Genomic DNA, 22,975 nt, shown 5'->3' with positions numbered 1-22,975 from the left:
CGTGACCGACGAAATCCTTCGGATGTGGGGGATCACCAAGACCTTCCCCGGTGTCAAGGCGCTGCAGGACGTCAACCTGTCGGTGCGCCGGGGAGAGATCCACGCGATCTGCGGCGAGAACGGCGCGGGCAAGTCCACGCTGATGAAGGTGCTCTCGGGCGTCTACGCGCACGGCTCGTACGACGGCGAGATCGTCTTCGACGGCGAGCCGTGCGCGTTCTCCGCGATCCGCGACAGCGAACGGCGCGGCATCGTGATCATCCACCAGGAACTCGCGCTGTGCCAGCAGCTGTCCATCGCGGAGAACATCTTCCTCGGCAACGAGAAGGCCCGCGGCGGGCTGATCGACTGGAACCGCACCAACGCCGAGGCGGGCGAGCTGCTGCGGCGCGTCGGGCTGCGGGAGAACCCGGTGACGCCGGTGCTGGACATCGGCGTCGGCAAGCAACAGCTGGTGGAGATCGCCAAGGCACTGTCCAAAGAGGTCAAACTGCTGATCCTGGACGAACCGACGGCGGCGCTGAACGACGACGATTCGGCGCATCTGCTCGAACTGTTGCGCGGGCTTCGCGACGACGGCGTCACCTGCGTCCTGATCTCGCACAAGCTCAACGAGATCGCCGCGATCGCCGACTCGATCACCATCCTGCGCGACGGCAGGACGATCGAGACGCTGGACGCGAGCACGGTGACCGAAGACCGGATCATCGCCGGGATGGTCGGCCGGAAACTGGAGAACCGGTTCCCGCCGAGGGAACCGCGGATCGGCGACGAGGTCCTCCGGATCGAGGACTGGACCGTGCACAGCCCGACGCAGCACGGCCGTGTGGTCGTCGACGGCGCGAGCCTGACGTTGCGGCGCGGCGAGATCGTCGGGCTGGCGGGACTGATGGGCGCCGGGCGGACCGAACTCGCGATGAGCGTGTTCGGCCGCTCGTACGGCAAGGACATCTCCGGCCGCCTGATCAAGGACGGCCAGGAGATCGAGGTGCGCACGGTCGGCGACGCCGTCGCGAACGGGATCGCCTACGCCACCGAGGATCGCAAACGCTACGGGCTGAACCTCATCGAGGACATCCAGCGCAACGTCTCCGGTGCCGCGTTGGGCAAACTCGCGCGCCGCGGCTGGGTGGACGAGAACGAAGAACACCGTGTCGCCGAAGAATTCCGCAAGAGCATGAACATCAAGGCACCGGACGTGCGCAGCGTGACCGGCACGCTCTCCGGCGGCAACCAGCAGAAGGTCGTGCTGTCCAAATGGATCCTCACCGATCCGGACGTGCTGATCCTCGACGAGCCGACCCGCGGCATCGACGTCGGCGCGAAGTACGAGATCTACACGATCGTCAACCGGCTCGCCGACGAGGGGAAGGCCGTGCTGGTCATCTCGTCCGAGCTGCCGGAGCTGCTCGGCCTGTGCGACCGGATCTACACCTTGTCGGCGGGCCGGATCACCGGTGAGGTCGGCCGGGCCGAGGCCACCCAAGAGGTCCTCATGCGGGCGATGACCAGGGAACAGGAGTAAGACATGAGCACCGCCTCCGCCGACACCGTCACCGGTGCCGGTGAACAGCAGGGAGCCGCGCCGGCCAGGGCGCCGCGCCGGATCTCGTTCAACCCGCGCGAGAGCGGCATCTACGTCGCGTTCGCGCTGATCGTCGTGTTGTTCTCGATCCTCACCGGCGGCGCGCTGCTGGAACCGCAGAACATCTCGAACCTGATCGTGCAGAACTCGTACGTGCTGATCCTCGCGATCGGCATGATCCTGATCATCATCGCCGGGCACATCGACCTGTCGGTCGGCTCCGTGGTGGCGCTGACCGGCGCGATCTCGGCCGTGCTGATGGTGAACCTCGGTGTGGCGTGGCCGATCGCGTTGCTCGTCACGCTGGCCGTCGGCGCGGTGATCGGGGCGTGGCAAGGGTATTGGGTCGCGTACTTCGGGATTCCCGCGTTCATCGTGACGCTGGCCGGGATGCTGATCTTCCGCGCGCTGACGCTCACCGTGCTCGGGAACCAGGGGATCGGCCCGTTCCCGGACGAGGTGCGCACGCTGGCGAACGGATTCACCGGCGGCTATCTCGGCAACATCGGCCTCGGCCCGCTCGGCGGCGCCGACGTGGTCAGCCTGCTCGTGGGTGCCCTCGCCATCGCGGGTGCGATCGTCTCGCGGTGGCGCAAGCGGACGGCCCGCCTGAACTACCTGCAAGAGGTCGATCCGCTGCCGATGTTCCTGCTGAAGATCGCCGCGGCGGCCGCCGTCGTGCTGTTCGTGGTGGTGCAGCTGGCGCGGTACAAGAACCTGCCGTGGGTGTTGATCCTGCTCTCGGTGCTGGTGATCGGCTACTCGCTGGTGACGACGCGGGCGGTGTTCGGCCGCCACATCTACGCCATCGGCGGGAACCTCCAGGCCGCGACGCTGTCCGGCGTCAAGGTCAAGAGCGTGACGTTCTGGATCTTCGTCAACATGGGCGTGCTCTCCGCGCTCGCCGGGATCATCGTGGCCGGACGGCTCAACCAGGCCGGGCCGACCGCGGGCAACATGTTCGAACTCGACGCGATCGCCGCGGCGTTCATCGGCGGCGCCGCGGTGCAGGGCGGGGTCGGCAAGGTGGTCGGCGCGATCACCGGCGGGCTCATCATGGGCGTGATCAACAACGGCATGTCCCTGATCGGCGCGCCGACCGAGAGCGTGAACCTGGTGAAGGGCTTCGTGCTGCTCGCCGCCGTCGCCTACGACATCTGGACCAAACGGCGGGCCCGTACCGCCGCCTGATGGTCGTGAGTGGCGTTTCGGGTTCTAACCCGAAACGCCACTCACGACCAACTCGACCCACTCCTCACCCTCGGCTCTCCTCGCAACGTCGCGAAAGGAAGTGCTGTGCGCAGCAGATCAGTCCGGCTCGGTGTGCTGTCCCTGACCATCACCGCCGGTGTCCTCGTGCCCGTTCAGACCGCTTCGGGCCAGACACCGGCGACCGACTACAGCCTCGCCGTGGACGCGGCGGGACGTGGTGCCACGATCGACCGTTCGATGTACGGCGTCTTCTTCGAGGACATCAACCGTGCGGCGGACGGCGGGCTGTACGCGGAACTCGTGCAGAACCGCTCCTTCGAGTACGACAAGGCCGACAACGCGTCGTACACCCCGTTGACGTCGTGGGCACCCACGTCGGTCGACGGGGGCACCGGCACGGCGACGGTGGCCGACGACGACGGGCGGCTCAACGAACGGAACCGGCGCTATCTCAAGCTCGACCTCACCCGTGGCGAGTACGGCGTCGCGAACTCGGGCTACAACTCGGGGATCCGGGTCGAGAGGGGCAAGCAGTACGACTTCTCGGTGTTCGCCCGGACCGATCGTGCGGCGGGCACCCCGCTCACGGTGGCCGTCACCGATCCGGCAGGCAAGGCGCTCGCCGATCCCTTGCGGATGCAGATTCGCGGCGACGGCTGGGTGAAGTACACCGGCGCCTTCCGGGCGCGGGAGTCGAGCGCGCTGGGCAGGCTCGCGCTGACCGCGTCCGGCGGTGGCACGCTGCGGCTGGACATGGTGTCGCTGTTCCCGCGCGACACCTACAAGAACCGCCCCAACGGCATGCGTGCCGACCTCGCGGAGAAGATCGCGGCGCTCAAGCCCGGTTTCGTCCGCTTCCCCGGCGGCTGCCTGGTCAACACCGGCAGCCACCAGGGCTACGAGGCGCCGAACTGGGAGCGGAAGCGCTCGTACCAGTGGAAGGACACGATCGGCCCGGTCGAGCAGCGGGCCACGAACGCGAACTTCTGGGGCTACAACCAGTCCTACGGCATCGGCTACTACGAATACTTCCAGTTCTCCGAGGACATCGGAGCGATGCCGCTGCCGGTGGTGCCGGCGCTGGTCACCGGCTGCGGGCAGAACAAGGCGACCGACGATCCGGCGCTGCTGCGGCGGCACATCCAGGACACCCTCGACCTGATCGAGTTCGCCAACGGCCCGGTCACCTCGGCCTGGGGCAGGAAGCGGGCCGAGATGGGGCATCCGGCGCCGTTCAACCTGACGCATCTCGGCGTCGGCAACGAGGAGAACCTGCCAGACGAGTTCTTCGCCCGGTTCACCGAGTTCCGCAAGGCGATCGCGGCGAAGTACCCGGGGATCACGGTGATCAGCAACTCGGGGCCGGACGACACCGGCACGACGTTCGACCGGCTGTGGGACCTGAACCGGAACGCGAAGGTCTCGATGGTCGACGAGCATTACTACAACAGTCCACAGTGGTTCCTGCAGAACAACCAGCGGTACGACTCCTACGACCGCAACGGCCCGAAGGTGTTCCTCGGTGAGTACGCGTCGTTGGACAACAAGTTCGGCAACGCGCTGGCCGAGGCGGCGTACATGACCGGGCTGGAGCGCAACGCCGACGTCGTCAAGCTCGCGTCGTACGCGCCGCTGCTGGCGAACACCGACTACGTGCAGTGGAAGCCGGACATGATCTGGTTCGACAACCAGCGCTCGTGGGCGTCGGCCAGCTACGAGACGCAGAAGCTGTTCATGACCAACGTCGGTGATCACGTGGTCCCGAGCAAGGCGTCGGCCACACCGGCCACGGTCGCGCCCATCTCGGGTGCGGTCGGGCTGTCCACCTGGGCGACGAGCGCGGCCTATGACGACGTCAAGGTCACCTCGGCCGACGGCGCGCCACTGTTCTCCGATGACTTCTCCGGCGACGACTCGCGCTGGTCGAAGGTGGCCGGACGGGGATCGTGGGCGGTGTCGAACGGTGCCTACGTCCAGTCGGATCAGGCGGCCGAGAACACCCTCGTGACCGCCGGCGATCCCTCGTGGAGCAACTACGACTTCTCCGTGAAGGCGACCAAGACGGGCGGCAAGGAAGGCTTCCTGGTCGCGTTCGGCGTGAAGGACACCGGCAACAACTACTGGTGGAACCTCGGCGGCTGGAACAACACCGTCTCGGCCGTCGAGAAGACCGAAGGCGGCGGCAAGCAGACCCTGCTCCAGAACGACACCAGGATCGAGACCGGCAGGCAGTACGACCTGCGGGTCGAGGTGCGGGGCCGTCAGGTGACGTTGTTCCTCGACGGGCGGAAGTGGGGCTCGTTCACCGACGACAAGGTCGCCGAGCCGTTCCGCCAGGTCGTCACGCGTGACGTCAAGACCGGGGAACTGGTGGTCAAGGTGGTCAACGCACAGGCATCGGCCGCCCGGACCCGCGTCGAACTCGGCACTCGCGTCCAGCCTGGCGCGACCGCCCGCGTGACGACGTTGCAGGGCTCGCCGGACGACGTCAACACCGCCTTCACCACGCCGATCGCGCCGCGCGAATCGCGCTTCTCCGGCGTCGCGAACACCTTCACGTACACCTTCCCGCCGAACTCCGTGACCTTCCTGCGCTTCCCGGCCCGAGTGAGGGGATGACCATGACCATCGACCGTCGTGACCTGTTCAGAGCGGGAGGCGGACTGCTGGCCGCCACGGCCGTCGGAAGCCTGGCGTCGGGCACGGCCCAGGCCGCTGACGCCGCTCCGACGTCATTGACCACCCGGAACCCGCTGGTCGAGCAGCGGGCGGATCCCTTCATCACCCGGCCGGTGAACGGGATGTACTACCTGACCGGTTCGGTGCCCGAGTACGACCGCATCGTCGTCCGCGGCGCCGCCACACTCGACGGTCTGGCCACCGCCAGGGAGACGACGATCTGGCGGCGTCCGTCGTCCGGGAAGATGGGCGGCCACATCTGGGCGCCGGAACTGCACCGGATCGACGGGCGCTGGTACGTCTACTTCGCCGCCGGTGACTCCGACGACGTGTTCCGCATCCGCACCTACGTACTTGAGTCCACTTCGGACGATCCGCGCGCCGGAACATGGGTGCTGCGCGGGCAGATGGTGACCAAGTGGGACACGTTCACCCTGGACTCGACGACGTTCGAGCATCGCGGCAAGCGGTACTTCGCCTGGGCGCAGAGCGAACCCGGGATCGCCACCAACAGCAATCTGTACCTCGCCGAGATGGCCTCGCCGCTGGCCCTCAAGGGTGATCCCGTCCGGCTCGCGGTGCCGACCCTGCCTTGGGAGATCCAGGGCTTCAAGGTCAACGAGGGGCCGGCGGTGCTCATCCGCAACGGGCGGGTGTTCATGACGTACTCGGCCAGCGCCACGGACGCCCGCTACTGCATGGGGCTGCTCACCGCCGACGAACGTTCGGATCTGCTGGACCCGCGTTCCTGGACGAAGTCGCCGCAGCCGGTGTTCACCACGAACGAGGCGACCCGGCAGTACGGTCCCGGGCACAACTCGTTCACCGTCGCCGAGGACGGCTCCGACGTCCTCGTGTACCACGCCCGCGACTACCGCGACATCACCGGCGACCCGCTGTACGACCCGAACCGGCACACGCGGGTCCAGCGGCTGTACTGGAACGACGACGGGACCCCGAGTTTCGGTGTCCCGGTCGGCAAAGGCGGACCTTGCGTGCGACTGTCCCCGTTGGACGATCCCGCGTTGTACGTGCGGCACTACGAATACCGGCTGACCGCGGACGGCAATGTCCGGGAGCTGGCCGATTCCCAGTTCCGCATCGTCGCCGGGTTCCGTGGCGCGGGCACCGTCGCACTGCAGTCGGTGAACTTCCCGGACCGATACGTCCGGGTCGTGGACGCGACGACCGTGCGGATCGATCCGTACGACGAAAGCGACGCCTACGGCCGGGCGGCGAGTTTCACCCAGGTGCCTGGCCTTTCCGACCGGCTGGCGGTGTCGTTCCGTCTCCCGGGTGAACCTGCCACCTATTTGGCCCACGACAAGGGAAGGATCTTGGTCTTCCGTCCCGGTACCGCGGTGCGGGATCGTCAACGGGTCAGCTTCCGGCTCGGCTGAACTCCCTGGGAGGTTGAACGCAGTGCTGCGAACACGCCCCATCGTCCTGGTCCTGGCGATGCTCGCCGGGACCCTCGTCGCGACCGGCTCTCCGGCGGCCGCCGACGTCCAGTCCTATCTCGACGATCCACGAAAAGTCTCCGAAGGCCAGGAGCCACCGCACGCCCACCTTCGTCCGTACGCGGACGTTTCCGCCGCGGCCCGCCGCGACGAACGCGGCCCCTACGCGATGTCGCTCGACGGCAAATGGCGGATCGCCATGGCGGACAACCCCTCGCAGGTGCCGAAGGGGTTCCACGACGACGGATACGACACGTCGGGCTGGCGCGAGGTGTCCGTGCCGCATACGTGGCAGACGGACGGTCTGGACCACCCGATCTTCCGCAACATCGCCACCGAGATCCAGCCCGACGACCCGCCGCGCGTCCCCCGCGACGTGAACCCGACCGGCGCCTACGTCCGCGACTTCACCCTGCCCGCCCAGTGGTCGGAACGTGAGACCTTCCTGCGCTTCGAGGGCGTCACGTCGGCGTACTTCGTCTGGGTGAACGGAACGTACATCGGCTACGACCAGGGCGGCTACACACCGGCGGAGTTCGACATCTCCTCCGCGCTGCGGCCGGGTCCGAACCGGATCGCCGTGCAGGTGCACCGCTGGAGCGCCGGTGCGTACCTGGAAGACGTCGACCAGTGGCGATACTCGGGCATCTTCCGCTCGGTGAGCCTGTATTCGACGCCGGGCACGTTCATCCAGGACGTCGGGCTGACGACCGACCTCGACGCGACCTACACCGACGCCACCCTCAAGGCCGCGGTCGAGGTCGCCACCAAACCCGGCGGAACCGCCGGCAAGCACCGCGTCGGGCTCAGCCTGCGCGACGCGGCGGGCAAGGAGGTCGGGACCACGAGTGCTGAGGTCGACGCGGGCGGCAAGACCGCGTTGAGCCTGCCCGTCCGGAACCCGGCGAAATGGACCGACGAGACACCGAACCTGTACACGGCCGTCCTCACGCTGGCCGCGCCCGACGGCCGCGTCACGCACATCACCAGCGAGACGACCGGGTTCCGGGAGATCGAGATCCGCGACAAGCAGCTGCTGGTCAACGGGAAACGGGTGCTGTTCAAGGGCGTCAACCGCGCCGAGACCGACCCCGATCACGGCAGGCACGTGCCCCGGCGCGCGCAGGAGCGCGACGTCGCGCTGATGAAGCAGCTCAACGTCAACGCGGTCCGTACTTCGCACTACCCGTCGGATCCCTATTTCTACGAACTGGCCGACCGGCACGGGCTCTGGATCGACGACGAGATCGACATCGAGACCCACAACCACGAGAACTGTGCCCGGTACTGCCAGGCGAACGACCCGGCCTGGCGGGACGCGTTCTTCGACCGCATGACCGGCATGGTCGAACGGGACAAGAACCATCCGAGCGTCTTCCTGTGGGACACCGGTAACGAGGCAGGCCTCGGCGCGCACCACTTCGCGCTGGCGGAATGGCTGGACGCGAACGAGCCGACCCGGCCGATCTACCACCAGTCGAACAGCCCGGACGGTGACGCGCCGTTCGCCGACGTCTGGGGGCCGCGGTATCCGTCGCCGGAGAAGTTCGCCGAGCAGGCGAAGAACACCACGAAGCCGCTGATCTTCGGCGAGTACGCCCACGCGATGGGCAACAGTCTCGGCAACTTCCGGGAGTTCTGGGACACGATCCGGGCGAATCCGCAGACCCAGGGCGGGTTCATCTGGGACTGGGCGGAACAGAACATCCGGCAGCCGATCCGGCTCACCCCCGATTCGTCGGGCAACGACATCTCGGCGCATCTCAGTGGAAAGCCGGATCTGGTCGACGGTCATCGCGGCAAGGCGCTGGCGTTGTCGGGCCTCGACGATTTCGTCGAGGTCTACCGTGACCGGAAACTCGACATCACCGGGAAGGCGCTCACGTTGGACGCCTGGGTGAAACCGGGGAAGTGGACCGGTGACTTCCGCATCCTCGGCAAGGGCGACCACCAGTACGCGCTCAAGATGAAGACGCAGGACACGCTGGAGTTCTTCATCCACAGTGGAACGTGGCAGGCGGTGCAGGCGAAGGTGCCGGCCGACTTCTACGGGAACTGGCATCGGGTGAGCGGCACCTACGACGGGACGGCCCTGCGACTGTACCTCGACGGCAAGGAGATCGGGAGCAAGCCGTTCAGCGGCGCGATCGACTCGTCCTCGGCCGAGGTCAACGTCGGCCGCGACTTCGAGACGTCGTGGAACGACCCGTCGACCATCGGCTGGATGGGCCGCGGAGCCGTCGACGACGTCCGCATCTACGACAAGCCGTTGTCCGCCAAGGAGTTGTCCGGCGCGACTCCCGCGGACGGGGCCGTGCTGGCACTGGACTTCGACAGTGTCACGGAGCGGGGGAGTCACCTGTCGTATGGCTCGAGTCTGTCCGGTGTGGACGGTCTGATCGGCTCGGACCGTTCACTGCAACCGGAAACCGCGCAGATGGCTTGGGCGCATCAGCCGCTGCGATTCGTCTACTCGGGCGGCACGCTCTCGGTGACCAATGAGCGGCAGTTCAAGGGCACCGACGAGCTGAACCTGCGGTGGCGGATCCAGGAAGGCTCTCGGCTGGTTGCCCGGGGCGAGCAGCCGTTGCGGGTCGCCGCGGCATCGACCGGAAAGGTCGCCGTTCCGGTGCCGCCGAATCCCGCGGACCGCGAACGGTTCCTCACCGTCGAAGCGGTGACGACCCAGGGCGAGCCGATGCTCGCGCGAGGACACGTCCTGGCGCACGACCAGTTCTCCCTGGGCGGGAAACGGGTTCCGGGCCTGGACAGGACACCGCTCGACGGGAAGTCCGTCGGAGTCGTCGAGGACGCCGCATCGGTGACGGCGTCGGCCGCCGGCGTCACGTACCGGGTCGACAAGGCCGGCGGCACGCTGACGTCGATCCGGTACCAGGGCAAGGAACTGCTGAGCGGCGGGCCGAAGCTCGACGCGTGGCGGGCGCCGATCAGCAACGAGACCTTCGCCTGGGGCCGGGCGGAGGGCGAGGACTGGCGCAAGGCCGGGCTCGACCGGCTGAAGACCACGGTCACGGCCGTTCGGGTCGAGAAGGACGGCTCGCGCGGTGTTCGGGTGATCGTCGACAGCCGGGTCGCGGCGCCGGACGTCACCGGGGCGTGGTTCGACCAGACGATGACCTACGCCGTCGACCGGACCGGGACGCTGAGGTTCGGCAATCGGGTGGTCCCGCAAGGGAGTGTGCGCACTCTGCCGTATCTGCCGAGGATCGGTGTCTCGTTGGCGGTGCCGGACCGATATGACCGGTTCGCCTGGTATGGACGGAAAGCCGAGAGCTACGTCGACCGCAAGGACGGGACGCCGATCGACGTGCAGTCGAGCACCGTGGACGAACAGTACGTCGAGTACCACCGGCCGCAGGACCACGGCAACCACACCGACAGCCGATGGGCACTGCTCACCGACGGCCGGACCGGTGGCCTGCTGGTCGGGGGCGCGAGCGACGTCAGCGTGACGCCGTTCGACGATCTCGACCGGGCGGCGTACCCGTTCCAGTTGCAGCGCAACAAGGGCTGGTTCACGCTGCACGCCGGTCACGCGGTGACCGGGGTCGGTGACACGCCCAACCCGGTGCGGGAACGCAGCCAGGTGCGGCCGGACAGCACGTACGAATACACGCTGTCGTTGCGTCCGTTGACGTCGCAGGAGGCGCGGGCTGGGTTGCCGACCGGCGGCTGACCTTCGGACCGCGTAAGCGGGTGGTGAAGGCCTCCTTGCCTACTCTGAAGGTAGGGAAGGAGGCCTTCACTGCTGCCCGGCTAGCGGAACAACTTGTAATTGAGGACGAGGTAGCCGGAATTCGTGGCGATCTTGACGTCGTTCACGCTGAGCCACCCGACCGTTCCCTTGGATGTCCTCAGGCAATGTTGACCACCGGTGAATATCACCTCGGGCCCGGGCACCGTCCCCTTTCCCTCGGAAACGATCTTCGGGCACTGTGTCGTGGCTTCCTGTTCGGTTCCGTGGTAATAGAACAGGCCTGATCGATTGGAGGCGAAATTGCTTCCGTCGAAGTGGAGGTCGAGGTCGCCATTGGGACCGGGCGCGGATACCGGCGTGGCGCCGGGCACGTCGAGGTCGACTGCCGTATCCGCCTCGAGTTTCACCTGCTCGGGGACGGCTTCGGCAGGCTTGTTCTCCTGTTGCTGTGTGCCGGCGGCACTTTGCGATGACAACGTGGACGGCGTGCTCCGGTCGTCGGCGCCTTTCGCCTGCTGCGCACTGGTGTTGATGAGTGCCACGAGTACCGCGCTCACCAGGCCCACCACCGCGGTTATGAGGGCCGCCAGAATTACTCCACGTCGGCTGACAAATGCCGCGGTCACCGCCGGATCCGAAGTTTTGGCATTTACCGGCCGGTTGGTTTTCTTCCGGTCGCGATCATTGTTCGTCAAATGGTCTCCCCTGCCAAAAGATGCTGAAGGAGGCTACAGCAAGATCAAGGGCCAAGCGGTGTCGAGACACGTACGGGCGGCCGCTGTCCGGGTGATGCCGGGGCCGGGGCCGGGCTCTTCGTCCCGGCAGTCGCTAGTCTTGATCTTCGACTGCGAGGGAGACTGAATTCATGGCGGAATGGGCCGATCTGGTCGCGTTCGTACGACACGAATATCGGGTGGTGAAGGACGAACCGGACGAAATTCGCATCCGGTTGTCCTACGGTGACGACGACTACGAGGAGCGGGCTCAGACTGTGGTCATCGCACGGGAGATCTTCGACCGCCGCGAGGACTGGGTGCAGATCGCGACGCCGTTCGCGCGGGTCAGCGAGGTCGACCTGACGACCGTGCTGACCGAGATCGGCAACACCATCGTCGTCGGGGGACTGGTGGTGATGGGGGAGCACCTGGTGCTGCGCCATTCCCTGCCGCTGGTGAATCTCGACATCAACGAGTTCACCGATCCGCTCGAACTCGTCGCGGGTTCGGCGGAGCTGCTGGAACAGCAGTTCACCGGACGCGACGACTACTGATCCCCGGGATCTCCTCGAAGGAGGTCACGCGTTCGCATTCCTCTTCGGTGAGCTTGTCGATGGCTGCCCGGTACGCCTGCGCTTGGGCCGTACCGGGCAGTTCTCCGTCGAGGAGGAGCGGAAGCCCTAGTTCGAAACCGCAGCGGGCCCGTGCCCCATGGCGGTGCCGGGCGCGGGCGACCGCGGTGGCGACACGGAGCCCGTGCTCGGTGCCCGGTGGCGTCGCGGGACGGTCGGTTTCGATGGCCGCGTACCGGAATCCGTCGGCCTGATCGCATTTCTCGCAGCCTGTGGGACCCGAGCCGAGCCGGCTGCCGCAGTCGGCGCAGGTCAATTTGTCGTAAGCGGCGTCGACCACCCGCCACTCGAACACGGAAGTGTCGGCGACGACCGACTCGGCGAGGTCGGTTTCCTCCGTCGTCCCGGCGGTGACACCGTATTCCGCGAGGAACAGCCGCCAGCGGTCTTCGATACTCGCTTCGACGGCCGCCAAGGCCTCGGCGGGGCGCCCGCCGCGTGGAAGAGCGGTCATGGACGGGATTCTATTTCGGCCGGATCAGGGTGTCCGCGTCGATGCAGAGGCGACCGTCATGGGGGACGACCGTCAGCTCATGGGTTTCCGTGGGGGAGGGGCGGCCGTCACGGTAATGCAGGGTGATCCGGACCCGGACGGTGGTCGCGGAGGTGGCCGACGCGCTGTGCACGTCCACCGCGCTGATCCTGCCCCAATGGGCTTCGTAGTCGCGCTGGCCGCGGCGTTGGAGGTTCGGGCCGATCAGCGGCCAGCCGGCCTCGGTGTCCGGCATCAGGCGGTAATAAGCGGTGACGAACTGGGCGATGTCCTCGTTCGTGGCGGGCCGTGGCACGGTCGACGTCGTGCTGGTCGTCGGGCTCGGCTCGACCACGGCGGGAATCGGCGTCCCCGCCGTCTGGACGGACCCCGCGAAATGGACGCCCACGAAAATGGCCGCCAGCAAAGAACCCGAGACCCCGAGGATCAGGAACACCAGCCAGGCGTTGACCTGTGAGTGCCGCACGTTGTAGACGTTCGTCGTGCCGGTGGTCGTGGGGCCGCCGCCGTCGCGGCGGGTGAGTACCTGCGAGATACCGCTGATCAGCCCGGTCGCGAGGGTGAACGCGACCACCAGACCCCAGGCCAGGAAGTTGGTCTTGAGATCGGTCGCGAAATTGATCGCGGTGCCGAGAGCGGCGGCGATGCAGGCGCCGAGCAAGGACCAGAACCATATCGAACCCGCCCGGTTCAAGATCTTCTCCTTTGCCGCAGCCGTCGGCTTACAACTCGCGACGCGGGGAGGCCTTGTTACGACAGGCGGCATCCGTGGCCCTATCGTGATCGGTCTACCGGGCCGGGGCGAATGACATCTTCTCGATGGGGCGGTCTCGCGGCCCTGCTGGCGGGATTCTTCGTGCTCCTGCTCGACACGACGATCGTCGCTGTGGCGAGTCCGAGCCAATGCGATGACTTGGTCACCGCTTTCGGCCATCGCGATGGCGTCCGTCGACCCGGATGCCGCGGGCGGCGCTTCGGGTCTGTTCAACACGGTGAGGCAGGTGGGTTCGGTGGGCGGCGTTGCGGCGACCGGGGCGATTCTGGCGGGGCTGGAGGGGCGGCCGGGGCTGGGTTTTGGCGTGGTGTTCGGGTTTGTGGGACTGGTCGCGGTTGGTGGGGTTGTGGCGGCGTTTCGGCTTCCGAGGGTTGTTCGTGTTGAGGTCGGCTGATTTTCAGTTCTCTGGGGTGGACGTATTGAAGTTGGCATTAGGTTTGGTTTTGCCGCAGGGGGCCGTGAAGGGAGAGCGGTCGAGCGGCTGTGGTCGGCTGATTCGAATTGACCTTTTGTGAGGAAGACGCTGGCTGGTGATGGGTCGCGGCCTTCGGTGAACGCGGAGGTGACAGAACCGGGTGCGGTGCACTGCTTCAAATCACCCTTCAGTGGTAAATGTGCTCTATGATCGGTGCTTAAAATTACGAACACGTGTTCGACTGTTTTGAGGTATGATTGAGGGGTGTCCGAGACCTTTCTCCCCGAGTTGCCGCAGGAGCTGTGGCGCGCTGGCAAGCTGGAGCTTGCGCGTGGCGTGGCGCAGTCGTTGCAGGTGATTCGGATGGCGACCGCGGCGTTGTCGCGGTTTCTGGCGGAGATCGAGTCTCGGGGCGTCAAAGACTTGTATGGGCATGGCAGTACGGCGAGCTGGTTCGCGGAGATGGCGGGTTTGTCGCGGGGTGAGGCGGGCGCGGTGGTGAAGCGGGCGATCGCCTTGAACTCCACCCGTGCGTTGGATGGCACGGAGGTTCTGCCTGTCGCTCCCTGCACGGCCGCGGTCGCTGCTCAGGGGTTGGTTGGGGATGAGCGGATCGATCAGATCCTGGAGATCTTGAAGAAGCTCCCCGCCGACATCTCCGCCGAGGATCGGGCCAGCGCGGAGAAGATCCTGGCCGAGCTGGCCCCTAACGCCGGTCCCCGCCAGCTCGTCGAGGCTGAGGCGAAACTGCTGGGTTGGCTGGACCCGGACGGCAACGAGCCCAAGGACCCTGAACCCAAGGAACCACGCCGCGAGATCACTCTGGAGCGCCGCAAGGACGGCTTCTGGAAACTCACCGGCCTCCTCGACGATGAGACCGGGGCCCGGACCGCGGCTGCTTTGGAGGCGCATGCCCAGCCACGGCCGGTGGACGAGTTCGGCCAAGCGGACCTGCGGATGAAGTGCGAACGCATGGGGGACGCCTGGGCTGAGCTCCTGGACATGGCCATCGCCTGCCCGGATCAGCCGGGAACCAGTGGCTACCGCACTCTCGTCCACGTGACCGTCGGGTTGGAAGAGTTGAAGTCGGGGCTCGGGACAGCCTGCTTGGACTTCGTCGGGACGATGACCGCCCGGGAAGCCCGGCTAGCGGCCTGCGATTGCTTGATGTTGCCGGTTGTGATGGGTGCTTCGGGTGAGCCGCTGGATTTGGGGCGTCTGAGACGGTTCGTCACTCCAGGCCAGCGCCGGGCGTTGAACATCCGCGATGGGGGCTGCGCGTTCCCGGGCTGTCATCGGAAGCCCAAGAATTGCCACGCTCATCATATTGAGCATTGGGCAGACGGCGGGCCCACCGATCTTCGGAATCTCGTGCTGCTCTGTGGTTTCCATCATCGGTTGATTCATCACGGTGACTGGGCAGTACGGATGGCCGCCGATGGGTTACCGGAGTTCTTCCCACCCCAATACCGGGACCCACTCCGACATCCCCGCCGTAACACTCTGCATCACGTCTAGGCCCCGAGGTGCCCGCCAGCCACCCAGGCGACGGGCCCCTCGTCATGCCCGCCATACAGAACTGGGGCGTACCCACAGTGGTTGCCGTTCGGTGATCAGGTCCGCTCGGCCAGCCTGCGGGTGAGATCGTCCAGGCAGGCGCTGAGTTCCTCTGGGTTGGAGAGGTCATAATGAACGCAGTCGACGATGCCGGTGTCGAGGTTTCCGACCTCGAGTTCGGCTTCGCCGCTGGTCCAGATGCCGAACCAGCCCACCCTGTCGCCGGTCTCGCAGGCAACCCAGGCCGTTCTCTTCTCATGGTCGGCGCCGAGGGTGAGTTGCCATTGGATCGCGGTCGCTTCCCACTTCGGTGCGTAGGTATGGACGGCCGCGATGAAGTGGGCGAGTTCGATCACCTGCTGATGCTATGTCGACGCGCTGTCTTCCCTCGTCGCGTTTCGCTGACCCGCAGCCCAGCCTAAACCGCCGAATCCCACCAGTTCAGCACCCGACTCCCATACAACGTCAGCCACTTCGAAGGCTCACCCGCTGCGACATCGACTTTGAACCACACCCGCCCGGAGTGCCGGTGGGCCTGCAACCAGGTCCCGTCCGGCTGCCGCGCGGCACGGATGAGCTCGACGGCCTCGGCCATCCGCGGGTCCGGCGCGGTGCCGTCGTGCAGCGCGGCCTCGCGGAAGTAGTCGGCCGCGTTCAGCACGTCGTAGAACCAGCGGAACGGGTACGCGAAGACCGTGGTCCACGGCGCGATGACCGAACCGGTCGACAGCCGCCGGAACAGGCCGCGCTCCAGCAGGTATTCCTCACCCGAGCGCCGCGAGGCATGTGAAGCCGCAGTTCCGCCGGTCGCGATGTCGAAGGCGAGCAGACCCTTGAGTGAGTTCAGCGTCGAATGCACGGACGAACGCCGGGATCCCGAGACCCATTCGCAGTTCCAGCCACCGTCGGGCTGCCGGTGTTCCGGGAACCACGAGGCGAGCGAGGTGACGTCGGCGCCGAGCCACAGGCCGTTCGCGAGGGTCCACGCGTTGATGCAGCAGTCGACCTCGCCGCCCCAGTACGGGAGATCGTCGTACTCCCACCGGCTGTTCTCAGCGAGGAGTTCGGCGGTCCCGCGCAGGACACCTGCGTCCATGCCCCATTCCCGCAGGGTGTTCAGCGACCACGTCGTCGCCGTCCACGGCTGCCCGTCCTCCTGGCCGGTGAATCCGGCGGGGAAGAACGCGCCGCCCGCCCACTGGCCGTCCGGGTCCTGGTGGGCGAGCAGACGCGCGCCGAAGCCTTCGGTCGCGATCCGTGCCCGCGTCGCCTCCCAGACCTCGGGTGGTTCGTGCGCGAGGTCGCGTTCCACCTGCCAGCGCAGGGCGGGATCGGAGTCGAGCAGCCACGGGATCATGCCCAGACCTTAGGCCTGATGCCGCCGCGCGAGCGCCTCCGAGCCTTGGGCCAGCAGCGTGACATCGGCGCCGACAAGGACGAACGAGGCACCGGCGTCGAGGTAGCGCTGAGCCTGCGCAGGGTCGAACGCGTTGACTCCCACTGGTTTTCCCTGAGCAACGACGGCCTCGAAGGTGCGCAAGACGGCGGCCGTGACATCGGGATGCGTCTGCTTCCCCAGCAGGCCCATCGAGGCGGCCAGATCGGACGGTCCGACGAACACCCCGTCGACGCCGTCGACCGCGGCGATCTCGGCGGCGGACGCGACCCCCGCCGTCGACTCGATCTGGACGAACAGCGACGTGAACTCCTCGGCCTTCGCGAGGTAGTCCTCGACCCGGTTCCAGCGCGCGGACCGGGAGAGCGCACTGCCGACACCACGCACGCCTCGCGGCGGATAGCGGACGGCCCGCACGACGGCCTCCGCCTCCTCCGCGCTGTCGACCATGGGCACCAACAGGTTCTGCGCGCCAAGGTCGAGCAGCTGCTTCAGCGCGACCGCGTCGCCGGACGGAGCGCGCACCACCGGAGTGATCGGATAGGCGGCGATCGTCTGCAGCAACGACTGCACGGTCTCCAGCCCGGCGGGGGAGTGCTCGGTGTCGACGAGCAGCCAGTCGAGCCCGGAGCCCGCGCAGATCTCGGCGACGACCGGGCTGCCCGACGTGACCCACATGCCGATCCGCGGCCGCTCACCCAGCCGCTCCCGGAACGGCGGGTCTAGACGAAGCGGCATGTGATCGCCCCCAAATCCCGGTAGTCGGCGGTCACGGTGTCACCTGGATGCACCCACATCGGCCGCGTGAACGACCCGGCCAGCACGATGTCGCCCGGATCGAGCTTGTCACCGTGCTGGGCGAGTTTGTTCGCCAGCCAGGCGACACCGTTCGCGGGATGGTTCAGCACCGCGGCGGCGACTCCGGACTCCTCGATGGTCTCGTTGCGGTACAGCAGCGCCGAGACCCAGCGCAGGTCGACGGCGTCCACGGCGACCGGGTTGCCGCCGTAGACCATTCCGCCCATGGCCGCGTTGTCGCTGATCGTGTCCACGATGGTCCGGCCCGCCATGTCGATGCGCGACGACAGGATCTCCAGCGCCGGCACGACGTATTCGGTCGCCCGTAACACGTCGAACACCGTGGTGTCCGGTCCGGCGAGGGAATCACGGAGCACGAAGGCCAGCTCGACCTCGATGCGCACGTTCGAGAACCGGCTGTGCTCGATCACGGAACCGTTCTCGAACACCATGTCCGCGAAGATGGCGCCGTAGTCGGGTTCGGTGATCCCGGTGGCGGCCTGCATGACCTTCGAAGTGAGCCCGATCTTGCGGCCGACCGGACGACGGCCCGCCGCGATACCCCGCCGCCGCCATTCGTTCTGCACGGCGTACGAGTCCTCGACGGTCATGTCCGGATACCGCGCCGTCAGCAGCGGGATCGTCTCCCGCGCCTCCTCCGCGGCCGCCAGTTCGTCGGCGATCGCGGTGATCGTTTCCTGTTCGAGCATGTCCCCGCCTCAGAGCTGGTTGCCGAGTTTGTACTCGCCCTGTTTCCAGGCCGGCAGTTCGCCTTCGTCGTCACCCTTGCGGGTGTAGGAGAAGCCGTCGGCGCCGATGGTGACCTCGAGTTCGCTGTCGTCGGTCCGCGCGACGACCGGCTGGGGCTTGCCGTCGAGGTCGAGCACCAACGAAGCGTCGGTGTACCAGGAAGGGACCACCGGCGTGCCCCACCAGTCGCGACGCTGGTTGTCGTGCACGTCCCAGGTGACGACCGGGTTGTCCGGGTCGCCGGTGTAGTAGTCCTGCGTGTAGATCTCGACGCGGTGCCCGTCGGGGTCGCGCAGGTACAGGTAGAACGCGTTCGACACGCCGTGCCTGCCGGGGCCGCGTTCGATGTGGTCCGACATCCGGAGCGAGCCGAGTTTGTCGCAAATGGACAGGATGTTGTGCTTCTCGTGCGTGGCGAAGGCGACGTGGTGCATCCGCGGCCCGTCGCCGCCGGTCATCGCGGTGTCGTGCACGGTGGGCTTGCGGCGCATCCAGGCCGCGTAGGTGGTGCCCTGGTCGTCCTGGATGTCTTCGGTGACCCGGAAGTTGAGATCTTCCATGTGCTTCACCGCGAGCGGGACGTCCGGCGTGACCTGGTTGAAGTGGTCGAGCCGCACCAGCGCGCCCGGAACGTGCAGGTCGTAGCGCCAGCTGAGTCTGTCGACGTGCTCGACGTCGTGGAAGAACTCGAGCGGGAAGCCGAGCGGGTCCTGCACCCGCACCGAGTCGCCGATGCCCTGGGTGTAGCCGTCCGCGCGACGTTCGACCCGGCAGCCCAGCTCCGTGTAGAACGCGACGGCCTTGTCCAGGTCTTCGGGCGACCGCACCCGGTACGAGAACGCCGCGACCGCCGCGACCGGTCCCTGGCGCAGCACGAGGTTGTGGTGGATGAACTCGTCGATCGTGCGGAGGCTGACCGTCGTTTCGTCCTCTTCGGTCACCGTCAGGCCGAGCACGTCGGCGTAGAAGGCGCGTGACCGCGCCAGATCGGTGACGACGAGTTCCATGTACGCGCAGCGCAGGACGTCCGGCGGCGGCGATTTCGGGGTGGGGATCGGCTTCATTGCGTCATCCTTCGTGGACAGTGGAGGTGGGCTCAGCCCTTGCCGAAGGCGGGGTTGTGCACCTCGCCGAGATTGATGTGCACCGCCTGCTGGTCGGTGTAGAAGTCGATCGAGCGGTAGCCGCCCTCGTGCCCCAGCCCGGACGCCTTCACCCCGCCGAAGGGTGTGCGGAGATCGCGGACGTTGTTCGAGTTGAGCCACACCATGCCCGCCTCGACGGCCTGCGCGAAGTTGTGCGCCCGCTTGAGGTCGTTGGTCCAGACGTAGGCCGCGAGCCCGTACTTCGTGTTGTTCGCGAGCGCCAGTGCTTCGTCTTCACTGTCGAACGGGGTGATCGCGACGACCGGGCCGAAGATCTCCTCCTGGAAGATCCGGGCGTCCGGTTTGACGTCGGCGAACACCGTCGGCGCCACGTAGTTCCCGGTCGGGAAGCCGTCCGGGCGGCCGCCACCGGCGACCAGCCTGCCCTCGGTCTTCCCGATCTCGATGTACTTCATGACCTTGTCGTAGTGCTCGGGGTGCACCAGCGCGCCGACCTCGGTCGCGGGGTCGCTCGGGTCGCCGACCTTGACCCGCTTGGCCTGCGCGGCGTACCGCTCGACGAACTCGTCGTAGATCGCGCGCTCGACCAGGATCCGGCTGCCCGCGGTGCAGCGTTCGCCGTTGAGCGAGAACACGCCGAAGATCGTCGCGTCGATCGCGGTCTCCAGATCGGCGTCGGCGAAGACGATGGCGGGTGACTTGCCGCCCAGTTCCATCGAGAGTCCTTTGAGGAAGGGCGCCGCGTTGCCGAAGATGAGGCTGCCGGTGCCGCTCTCGCCGGTGAACGAGATCAGCGGGACGTCCGGGTGCTTCACGAGCGCGTCGCCGGCATCCTCACCGAAGCCGTTGACGAGGTTGAAAACACCGGCCGGAAGCCCGGCCTCCTCGAAGATCTCCGCCCACAGCGACGCGGAAAGCGGGGTGAACTCCGCGGGCTTGAGCACCACGGTGTTGCCGGTCGCCAGCGCGGGCGCGAGCTTCCACGACTCCAGCATGAACGGCGTGTTCCAGGGCGTGATCAGCCCGGCGACGCCGATCGGCTTGCGGTTGACGTAGTTCACCTGGCGGCCGGGCACCTTGTAGGTGTCGTCGGCCTGCGCGACGATCAGGTCGGCGAAGAACCGGAAGTTCTCCGCGGCCCGCCGTGCCTGGCCCAGCGCCTGCGAGATCGGCAGGCCAGAGTCGAAACTCTCCAGCGCGGCCAACCGCTTGTCCCGCGACTCGACGAGATCGGCGATGCGGTTGAGCACGCGCGAACGCTCACGCGGCAGCAGTTTCGGCCAAGGGCCTTCGGTGAACGCCTTCCGCGCGGCGGCGACGGCGCGATCGATGTCGGCCTTCTTGCCCGCGGCGGCCTGGACGTAGACCTCGTTGGTGACCGGGTCGATCACGTCGAAGACGGCGCCGTCGGCCGAATCGACGAGTTCGCCGCCGATGTAGTGCCGGATCCGCTCCGGGACACCGTCCGGGATCGGCCGGGGAGTCGTGCTGGTCAAGATTCCTCCTCAGTCAGCGCTTGGCGCGCTCTCGAGCGTCCAAAAAGGCCTGCATGGTGGCCCAGCGGTGATTGCGCGCGGCGAATTCGATGTCGAGCGGGTCGGCTTTCTCGGAGATCAGCCGGAGGATCTCTTCGTGCTCCTCGACCGACCGGTGCGCGCGGTCGGGGACGAACGCGAACGTGGAGTCGCGCAGCCCGGACAGCCGGGTCCAGCCCTGGTGCACGAGGTCGAGGATCTGCGGGTTGGGGCAGCATTCGAAGAGCAGCGAGTGGAACTGCTGGTTCAGCGCGGTGAACTCGTGCGCGTCGAAATGGTCCAGCAGGGCGATCATGCGCTCGTTCACCCGCCGAGCCCGCGCGATGTTCTCTTCGGACAGCTGCGGTGCGGAGAGCGCGGTGGCGACGCCTTCGACGACGCCGAGCGTCTGCATCGCGTGGACGTACTCGTTCTGGTCCACCATCGCCACACGCGCGCCGACGTTGCGTTCGAAGGTCACCAGCCGTTCGGCCTCCAGCCGCCGGATCGCCTCGCGCACCGGGACGACGCTCATGTCGAGCGCGCCGGCGATCTCGGCGAGCACCAGCCGGTAGCCGGGTCCGTACTCGTGCCGGGCGATCCGCTCACGCAGCCACTCGTAGGCGAGTTCGGATTTGCTGGTCGTCTTCACTGCTTCTTCTGCCATGCCTCATACCTTTCCCGCCACAACGGGTTCAGCGGGAAGAGCCCCTCGATCGGGCGGCCCTGTCCGACCTGCTCGGCGATCCAGGAGTCTTCGTCCTCCTGGACGAGCGCCGCGTCGGCGATCTCTTCGGCCAGCGAAGGCGGGATGACCACCACGCCGTCGTCGTCACCGACGATGATGTCGCCGGGCAGCACGGTCGCCCCGCCGCAGGCGACCGCGACGTCGGTGTCCCACGGCACGTGCTTGCGCCCGAGGACCGCCGGATGCGCGCCCTGGGAGAAGACCGGGAGCCCGGTCGCGGCGACGGCGTCGAAGTCCCGGACCCCGCCGTCGGTGATCACGCCGGCGGCGCCGAGGTATCGCGCCCGCAACGCCAGGATGTCGCCGAGCGTGCCGGAACCCTTGTCACCGCGGGCTTCGATCACGATCACCTCGCCGGCGCCGACCGAGTCGAAGAGCCGCTTCTGGGCGTTGTAGCCGCCGCCGTGGGATTTGAAGAGGTCCTCGCGGTTCGGGACGAAACGCAGGGTCCGTGCCGTGCCGACGACCTTCGAGCCCGGCAGATTCGGACGCACACCGTCGATCGCGACGTTGTTCAACCCGCGTTTGCGCAGCTGGGCGGACAGACCCGCGACGGGCGCACGCAGCAACTTGGCGCGGAGCTCGTCGCTGAGTGAGGGAGCCTTCTCTTCGGCAGGTTCCTCGACGGGAGTTCCCCAAGCTTCGGCGCGCTGCTTGTCGTCGACCTCGGGCAGGCTGCCGATGTCCGAAAAGGCCCGGATGCCCTGGGAAACGGTGGTGTGGAGCCGTCCGCTGCTCACCGAGGTGCCGGGAACGTCCACTTCGACCACGACGACGTCGCCGGGGGAGACCACGGTCGATCCGGCCGGGGTGCCGGTGAGGATGACGTCGCCCGGTTCGAGCGTGAAGTGCTGGGAGAGGTCGGAGACGAACTGCCGCAAGGGGAAGATGAGCCCGGCCGTGGTGTCCTCCTGCACCAGATCGCCGTTCACCCAGGTGCGGACGCGCAGCGACGACGGGTCGACGTCGCGTGCGTCGATGAGGCCGGGACCGAGCGGGGTGTAGCCGTCGCCGCCCTTGGACCGGACGTTGGAGCCCTTGTCCGCGGCGCGCAGGTCGTAAAGGCCGAAGTCGTTCGCGGCGGTGACCGCGGCGACGTGATCCCACGCCTGGTCCGGCTTGACCCAGCGGGCCGTGGTGCCGATGACCAGCGCGATCTCGCCTTCGAAGGCCAGCAGTTCGGTGCCGGCCGGGCGTTCGACGGTGCCGCCGGACGTGCCGATCGAGCTCGACGGCTTGAAGAAGTACGACGGGTTCGCCGGACGGCGTCCGCGCTGCTCCGCGCGTGACGCGTAGCTGAGATGGACGGCGATGATCTTGCCCGGCCGGGTGCCCAGCGGACCGGAGCCGCGGCCCGACGGCGACGTTGCCTCGTAAGTGCCCATGTTCCCCTGAATCCTCGACCCTTGCTTCGTATCTAA

The 22,975-nt window shown here is 67.3% G+C and carries 19 protein-coding genes; 8 read left to right on the top strand and 11 right to left on the bottom strand.

Annotation, left to right across the window (positions count from 1 at the left end; translation table 11 throughout):
- The first annotated feature begins 1 nt into the window (after position 1).
- The 5 genes from mmsA to AORI_RS62485 all read left to right on the top strand — a co-directional run bounded on the left by mmsA (position 2) and on the right by AORI_RS62485 (position 10,633).
- Entirely contained in the window at positions 2–1,525 is a 1,524-nt protein-coding gene (mmsA, locus tag AORI_RS62505) for a multiple monosaccharide ABC transporter ATP-binding protein (protein WP_016334648.1), read from the top strand.
- 3 nt (positions 1,526–1,528) lie between these two features.
- On the top strand, positions 1,529–2,776 hold the full coding sequence (gene mmsB / locus AORI_RS62500; protein ID WP_016334647.1) for a multiple monosaccharide ABC transporter permease: 1,248 nt from the start codon (positions 1,529–1,531) through the stop codon (positions 2,774–2,776).
- Positions 2,777–2,881: 105 nt separating this feature from the next.
- Positions 2,882–5,416 carry an alpha-L-arabinofuranosidase C-terminal domain-containing protein gene (locus AORI_RS62495; protein WP_016334646.1) on the top strand — a complete coding sequence of 845 codons (2,535 nt, stop codon included), beginning with the start codon at positions 2,882–2,884 and terminating at the stop codon, positions 5,414–5,416.
- A gap of 2 nt (positions 5,417–5,418) precedes the next feature.
- Positions 5,419–6,876, top strand: a complete 1,458-nt coding sequence (locus AORI_RS62490) for a family 43 glycosylhydrolase (protein ID WP_200870924.1) — start codon at positions 5,419–5,421, stop codon at positions 6,874–6,876.
- Positions 6,877–6,898: 22 nt separating this feature from the next.
- Positions 6,899–10,633, top strand: coding sequence for a glycoside hydrolase family 2 TIM barrel-domain containing protein (locus tag AORI_RS62485; RefSeq protein WP_016334644.1), 3,735 nt, complete (start codon positions 6,899–6,901; stop codon positions 10,631–10,633).
- A gap of 80 nt (positions 10,634–10,713) precedes the next feature.
- Here AORI_RS62485 and AORI_RS62480 read toward each other — a convergent pair whose 3' ends face one another.
- Positions 10,714–11,349 carry a hypothetical protein gene (locus tag AORI_RS62480; protein WP_063751881.1) on the bottom strand — a complete coding sequence of 212 codons (636 nt, stop codon included), beginning with the start codon at positions 11,347–11,349 and terminating at the stop codon, positions 10,714–10,716.
- Positions 11,350–11,519: 170 nt separating this feature from the next.
- On the opposite strand from AORI_RS62480, the gene AORI_RS62475 reads away from it, so the two are divergent.
- Positions 11,520–11,924, top strand: a complete 405-nt coding sequence (locus tag AORI_RS62475) for a hypothetical protein (RefSeq protein ID WP_016334642.1) — start codon at positions 11,520–11,522, stop codon at positions 11,922–11,924.
- Here the strand turns inward: AORI_RS62475 and AORI_RS62470 are convergent.
- Positions 11,902–12,456 (bottom strand): hypothetical protein, encoded by a 555-nt coding sequence (locus tag AORI_RS62470; RefSeq protein WP_016334641.1) that lies wholly within the window; start codon positions 12,454–12,456, stop codon positions 11,902–11,904. The genes AORI_RS62475 and AORI_RS62470 overlap by 23 nt on opposite strands.
- Before the next feature lie 10 nt (positions 12,457–12,466).
- Entirely contained in the window at positions 12,467–13,189 is a 723-nt protein-coding gene (locus AORI_RS62465; RefSeq protein WP_016334640.1) for a hypothetical protein, read from the bottom strand.
- Between the two features lie 244 nt (positions 13,190–13,433).
- On the opposite strand from AORI_RS62465, the gene AORI_RS62460 reads away from it, so the two are divergent.
- Entirely contained in the window at positions 13,434–13,664 is a 231-nt protein-coding gene (locus tag AORI_RS62460) for a hypothetical protein (RefSeq protein ID WP_228688145.1), read from the top strand.
- Between the two features lie 285 nt (positions 13,665–13,949).
- Positions 13,950–15,203, top strand: a complete 1,254-nt coding sequence (locus AORI_RS62455; protein WP_016334638.1) for an HNH endonuclease signature motif containing protein — start codon at positions 13,950–13,952, stop codon at positions 15,201–15,203.
- 95 nt (positions 15,204–15,298) lie between these two features.
- Here AORI_RS62455 and AORI_RS62450 read toward each other — a convergent pair whose 3' ends face one another.
- From AORI_RS62450 to AORI_RS62415, 8 genes are all read right to left on the bottom strand, one after another.
- Positions 15,299–15,598, bottom strand: coding sequence for a hypothetical protein (locus AORI_RS62450; protein WP_016334637.1), 300 nt, complete (start codon positions 15,596–15,598; stop codon positions 15,299–15,301).
- Positions 15,599–15,660: 62 nt separating this feature from the next.
- Positions 15,661–16,599, bottom strand: coding sequence for a hypothetical protein (locus AORI_RS62445; RefSeq protein ID WP_016334636.1), 939 nt, complete (start codon positions 16,597–16,599; stop codon positions 15,661–15,663).
- Positions 16,600–16,608: 9 nt separating this feature from the next.
- Complete coding sequence (locus tag AORI_RS62440; RefSeq protein WP_043848145.1) at positions 16,609–17,376, bottom strand: HpcH/HpaI aldolase family protein; 768 nt, start codon at positions 17,374–17,376, stop codon at positions 16,609–16,611.
- Positions 17,361–18,146, bottom strand: a complete 786-nt coding sequence (gene hpaH / locus AORI_RS62435) for a 2-oxo-hept-4-ene-1,7-dioate hydratase (protein ID WP_016334634.1) — start codon at positions 18,144–18,146, stop codon at positions 17,361–17,363. Before hpaH ends, AORI_RS62440 begins: the two co-directional genes overlap by 16 nt.
- Before the next feature lie 9 nt (positions 18,147–18,155).
- Complete coding sequence (gene hpaD / locus AORI_RS62430; RefSeq protein ID WP_016334633.1) at positions 18,156–19,250, bottom strand: 3,4-dihydroxyphenylacetate 2,3-dioxygenase; 1,095 nt, start codon at positions 19,248–19,250, stop codon at positions 18,156–18,158.
- 32 nt (positions 19,251–19,282) lie between these two features.
- Positions 19,283–20,788 carry a 5-carboxymethyl-2-hydroxymuconate semialdehyde dehydrogenase gene (gene hpaE / locus AORI_RS62425; protein WP_016334632.1) on the bottom strand — a complete coding sequence of 502 codons (1,506 nt, stop codon included), beginning with the start codon at positions 20,786–20,788 and terminating at the stop codon, positions 19,283–19,285.
- Between the two features lie 13 nt (positions 20,789–20,801).
- Positions 20,802–21,473: a GntR family transcriptional regulator gene (locus tag AORI_RS62420; RefSeq protein WP_016334631.1), complete on the bottom strand. Its 672-nt coding sequence runs from the start codon at positions 21,471–21,473 to the stop codon at positions 20,802–20,804.
- The gene (locus AORI_RS62415; RefSeq protein ID WP_016334630.1) at positions 21,455–22,939 is read right to left on the bottom strand and encodes a fumarylacetoacetate hydrolase family protein; all 1,485 of its coding nucleotides are present in this window, start codon (positions 22,937–22,939) and stop codon (positions 21,455–21,457) included. Before AORI_RS62415 ends, AORI_RS62420 begins: the two co-directional genes overlap by 19 nt.
- Between the last annotated feature and the right edge of the window lie 36 nt (positions 22,940–22,975).

The organism is Amycolatopsis keratiniphila (genome assembly GCF_000400635.2).
Classification (GTDB): Bacteria; Actinomycetota; Actinomycetes; order Mycobacteriales; family Pseudonocardiaceae; genus Amycolatopsis; species Amycolatopsis keratiniphila.
This window is presented reverse-complemented; position numbering and strand designations above follow the sequence as displayed.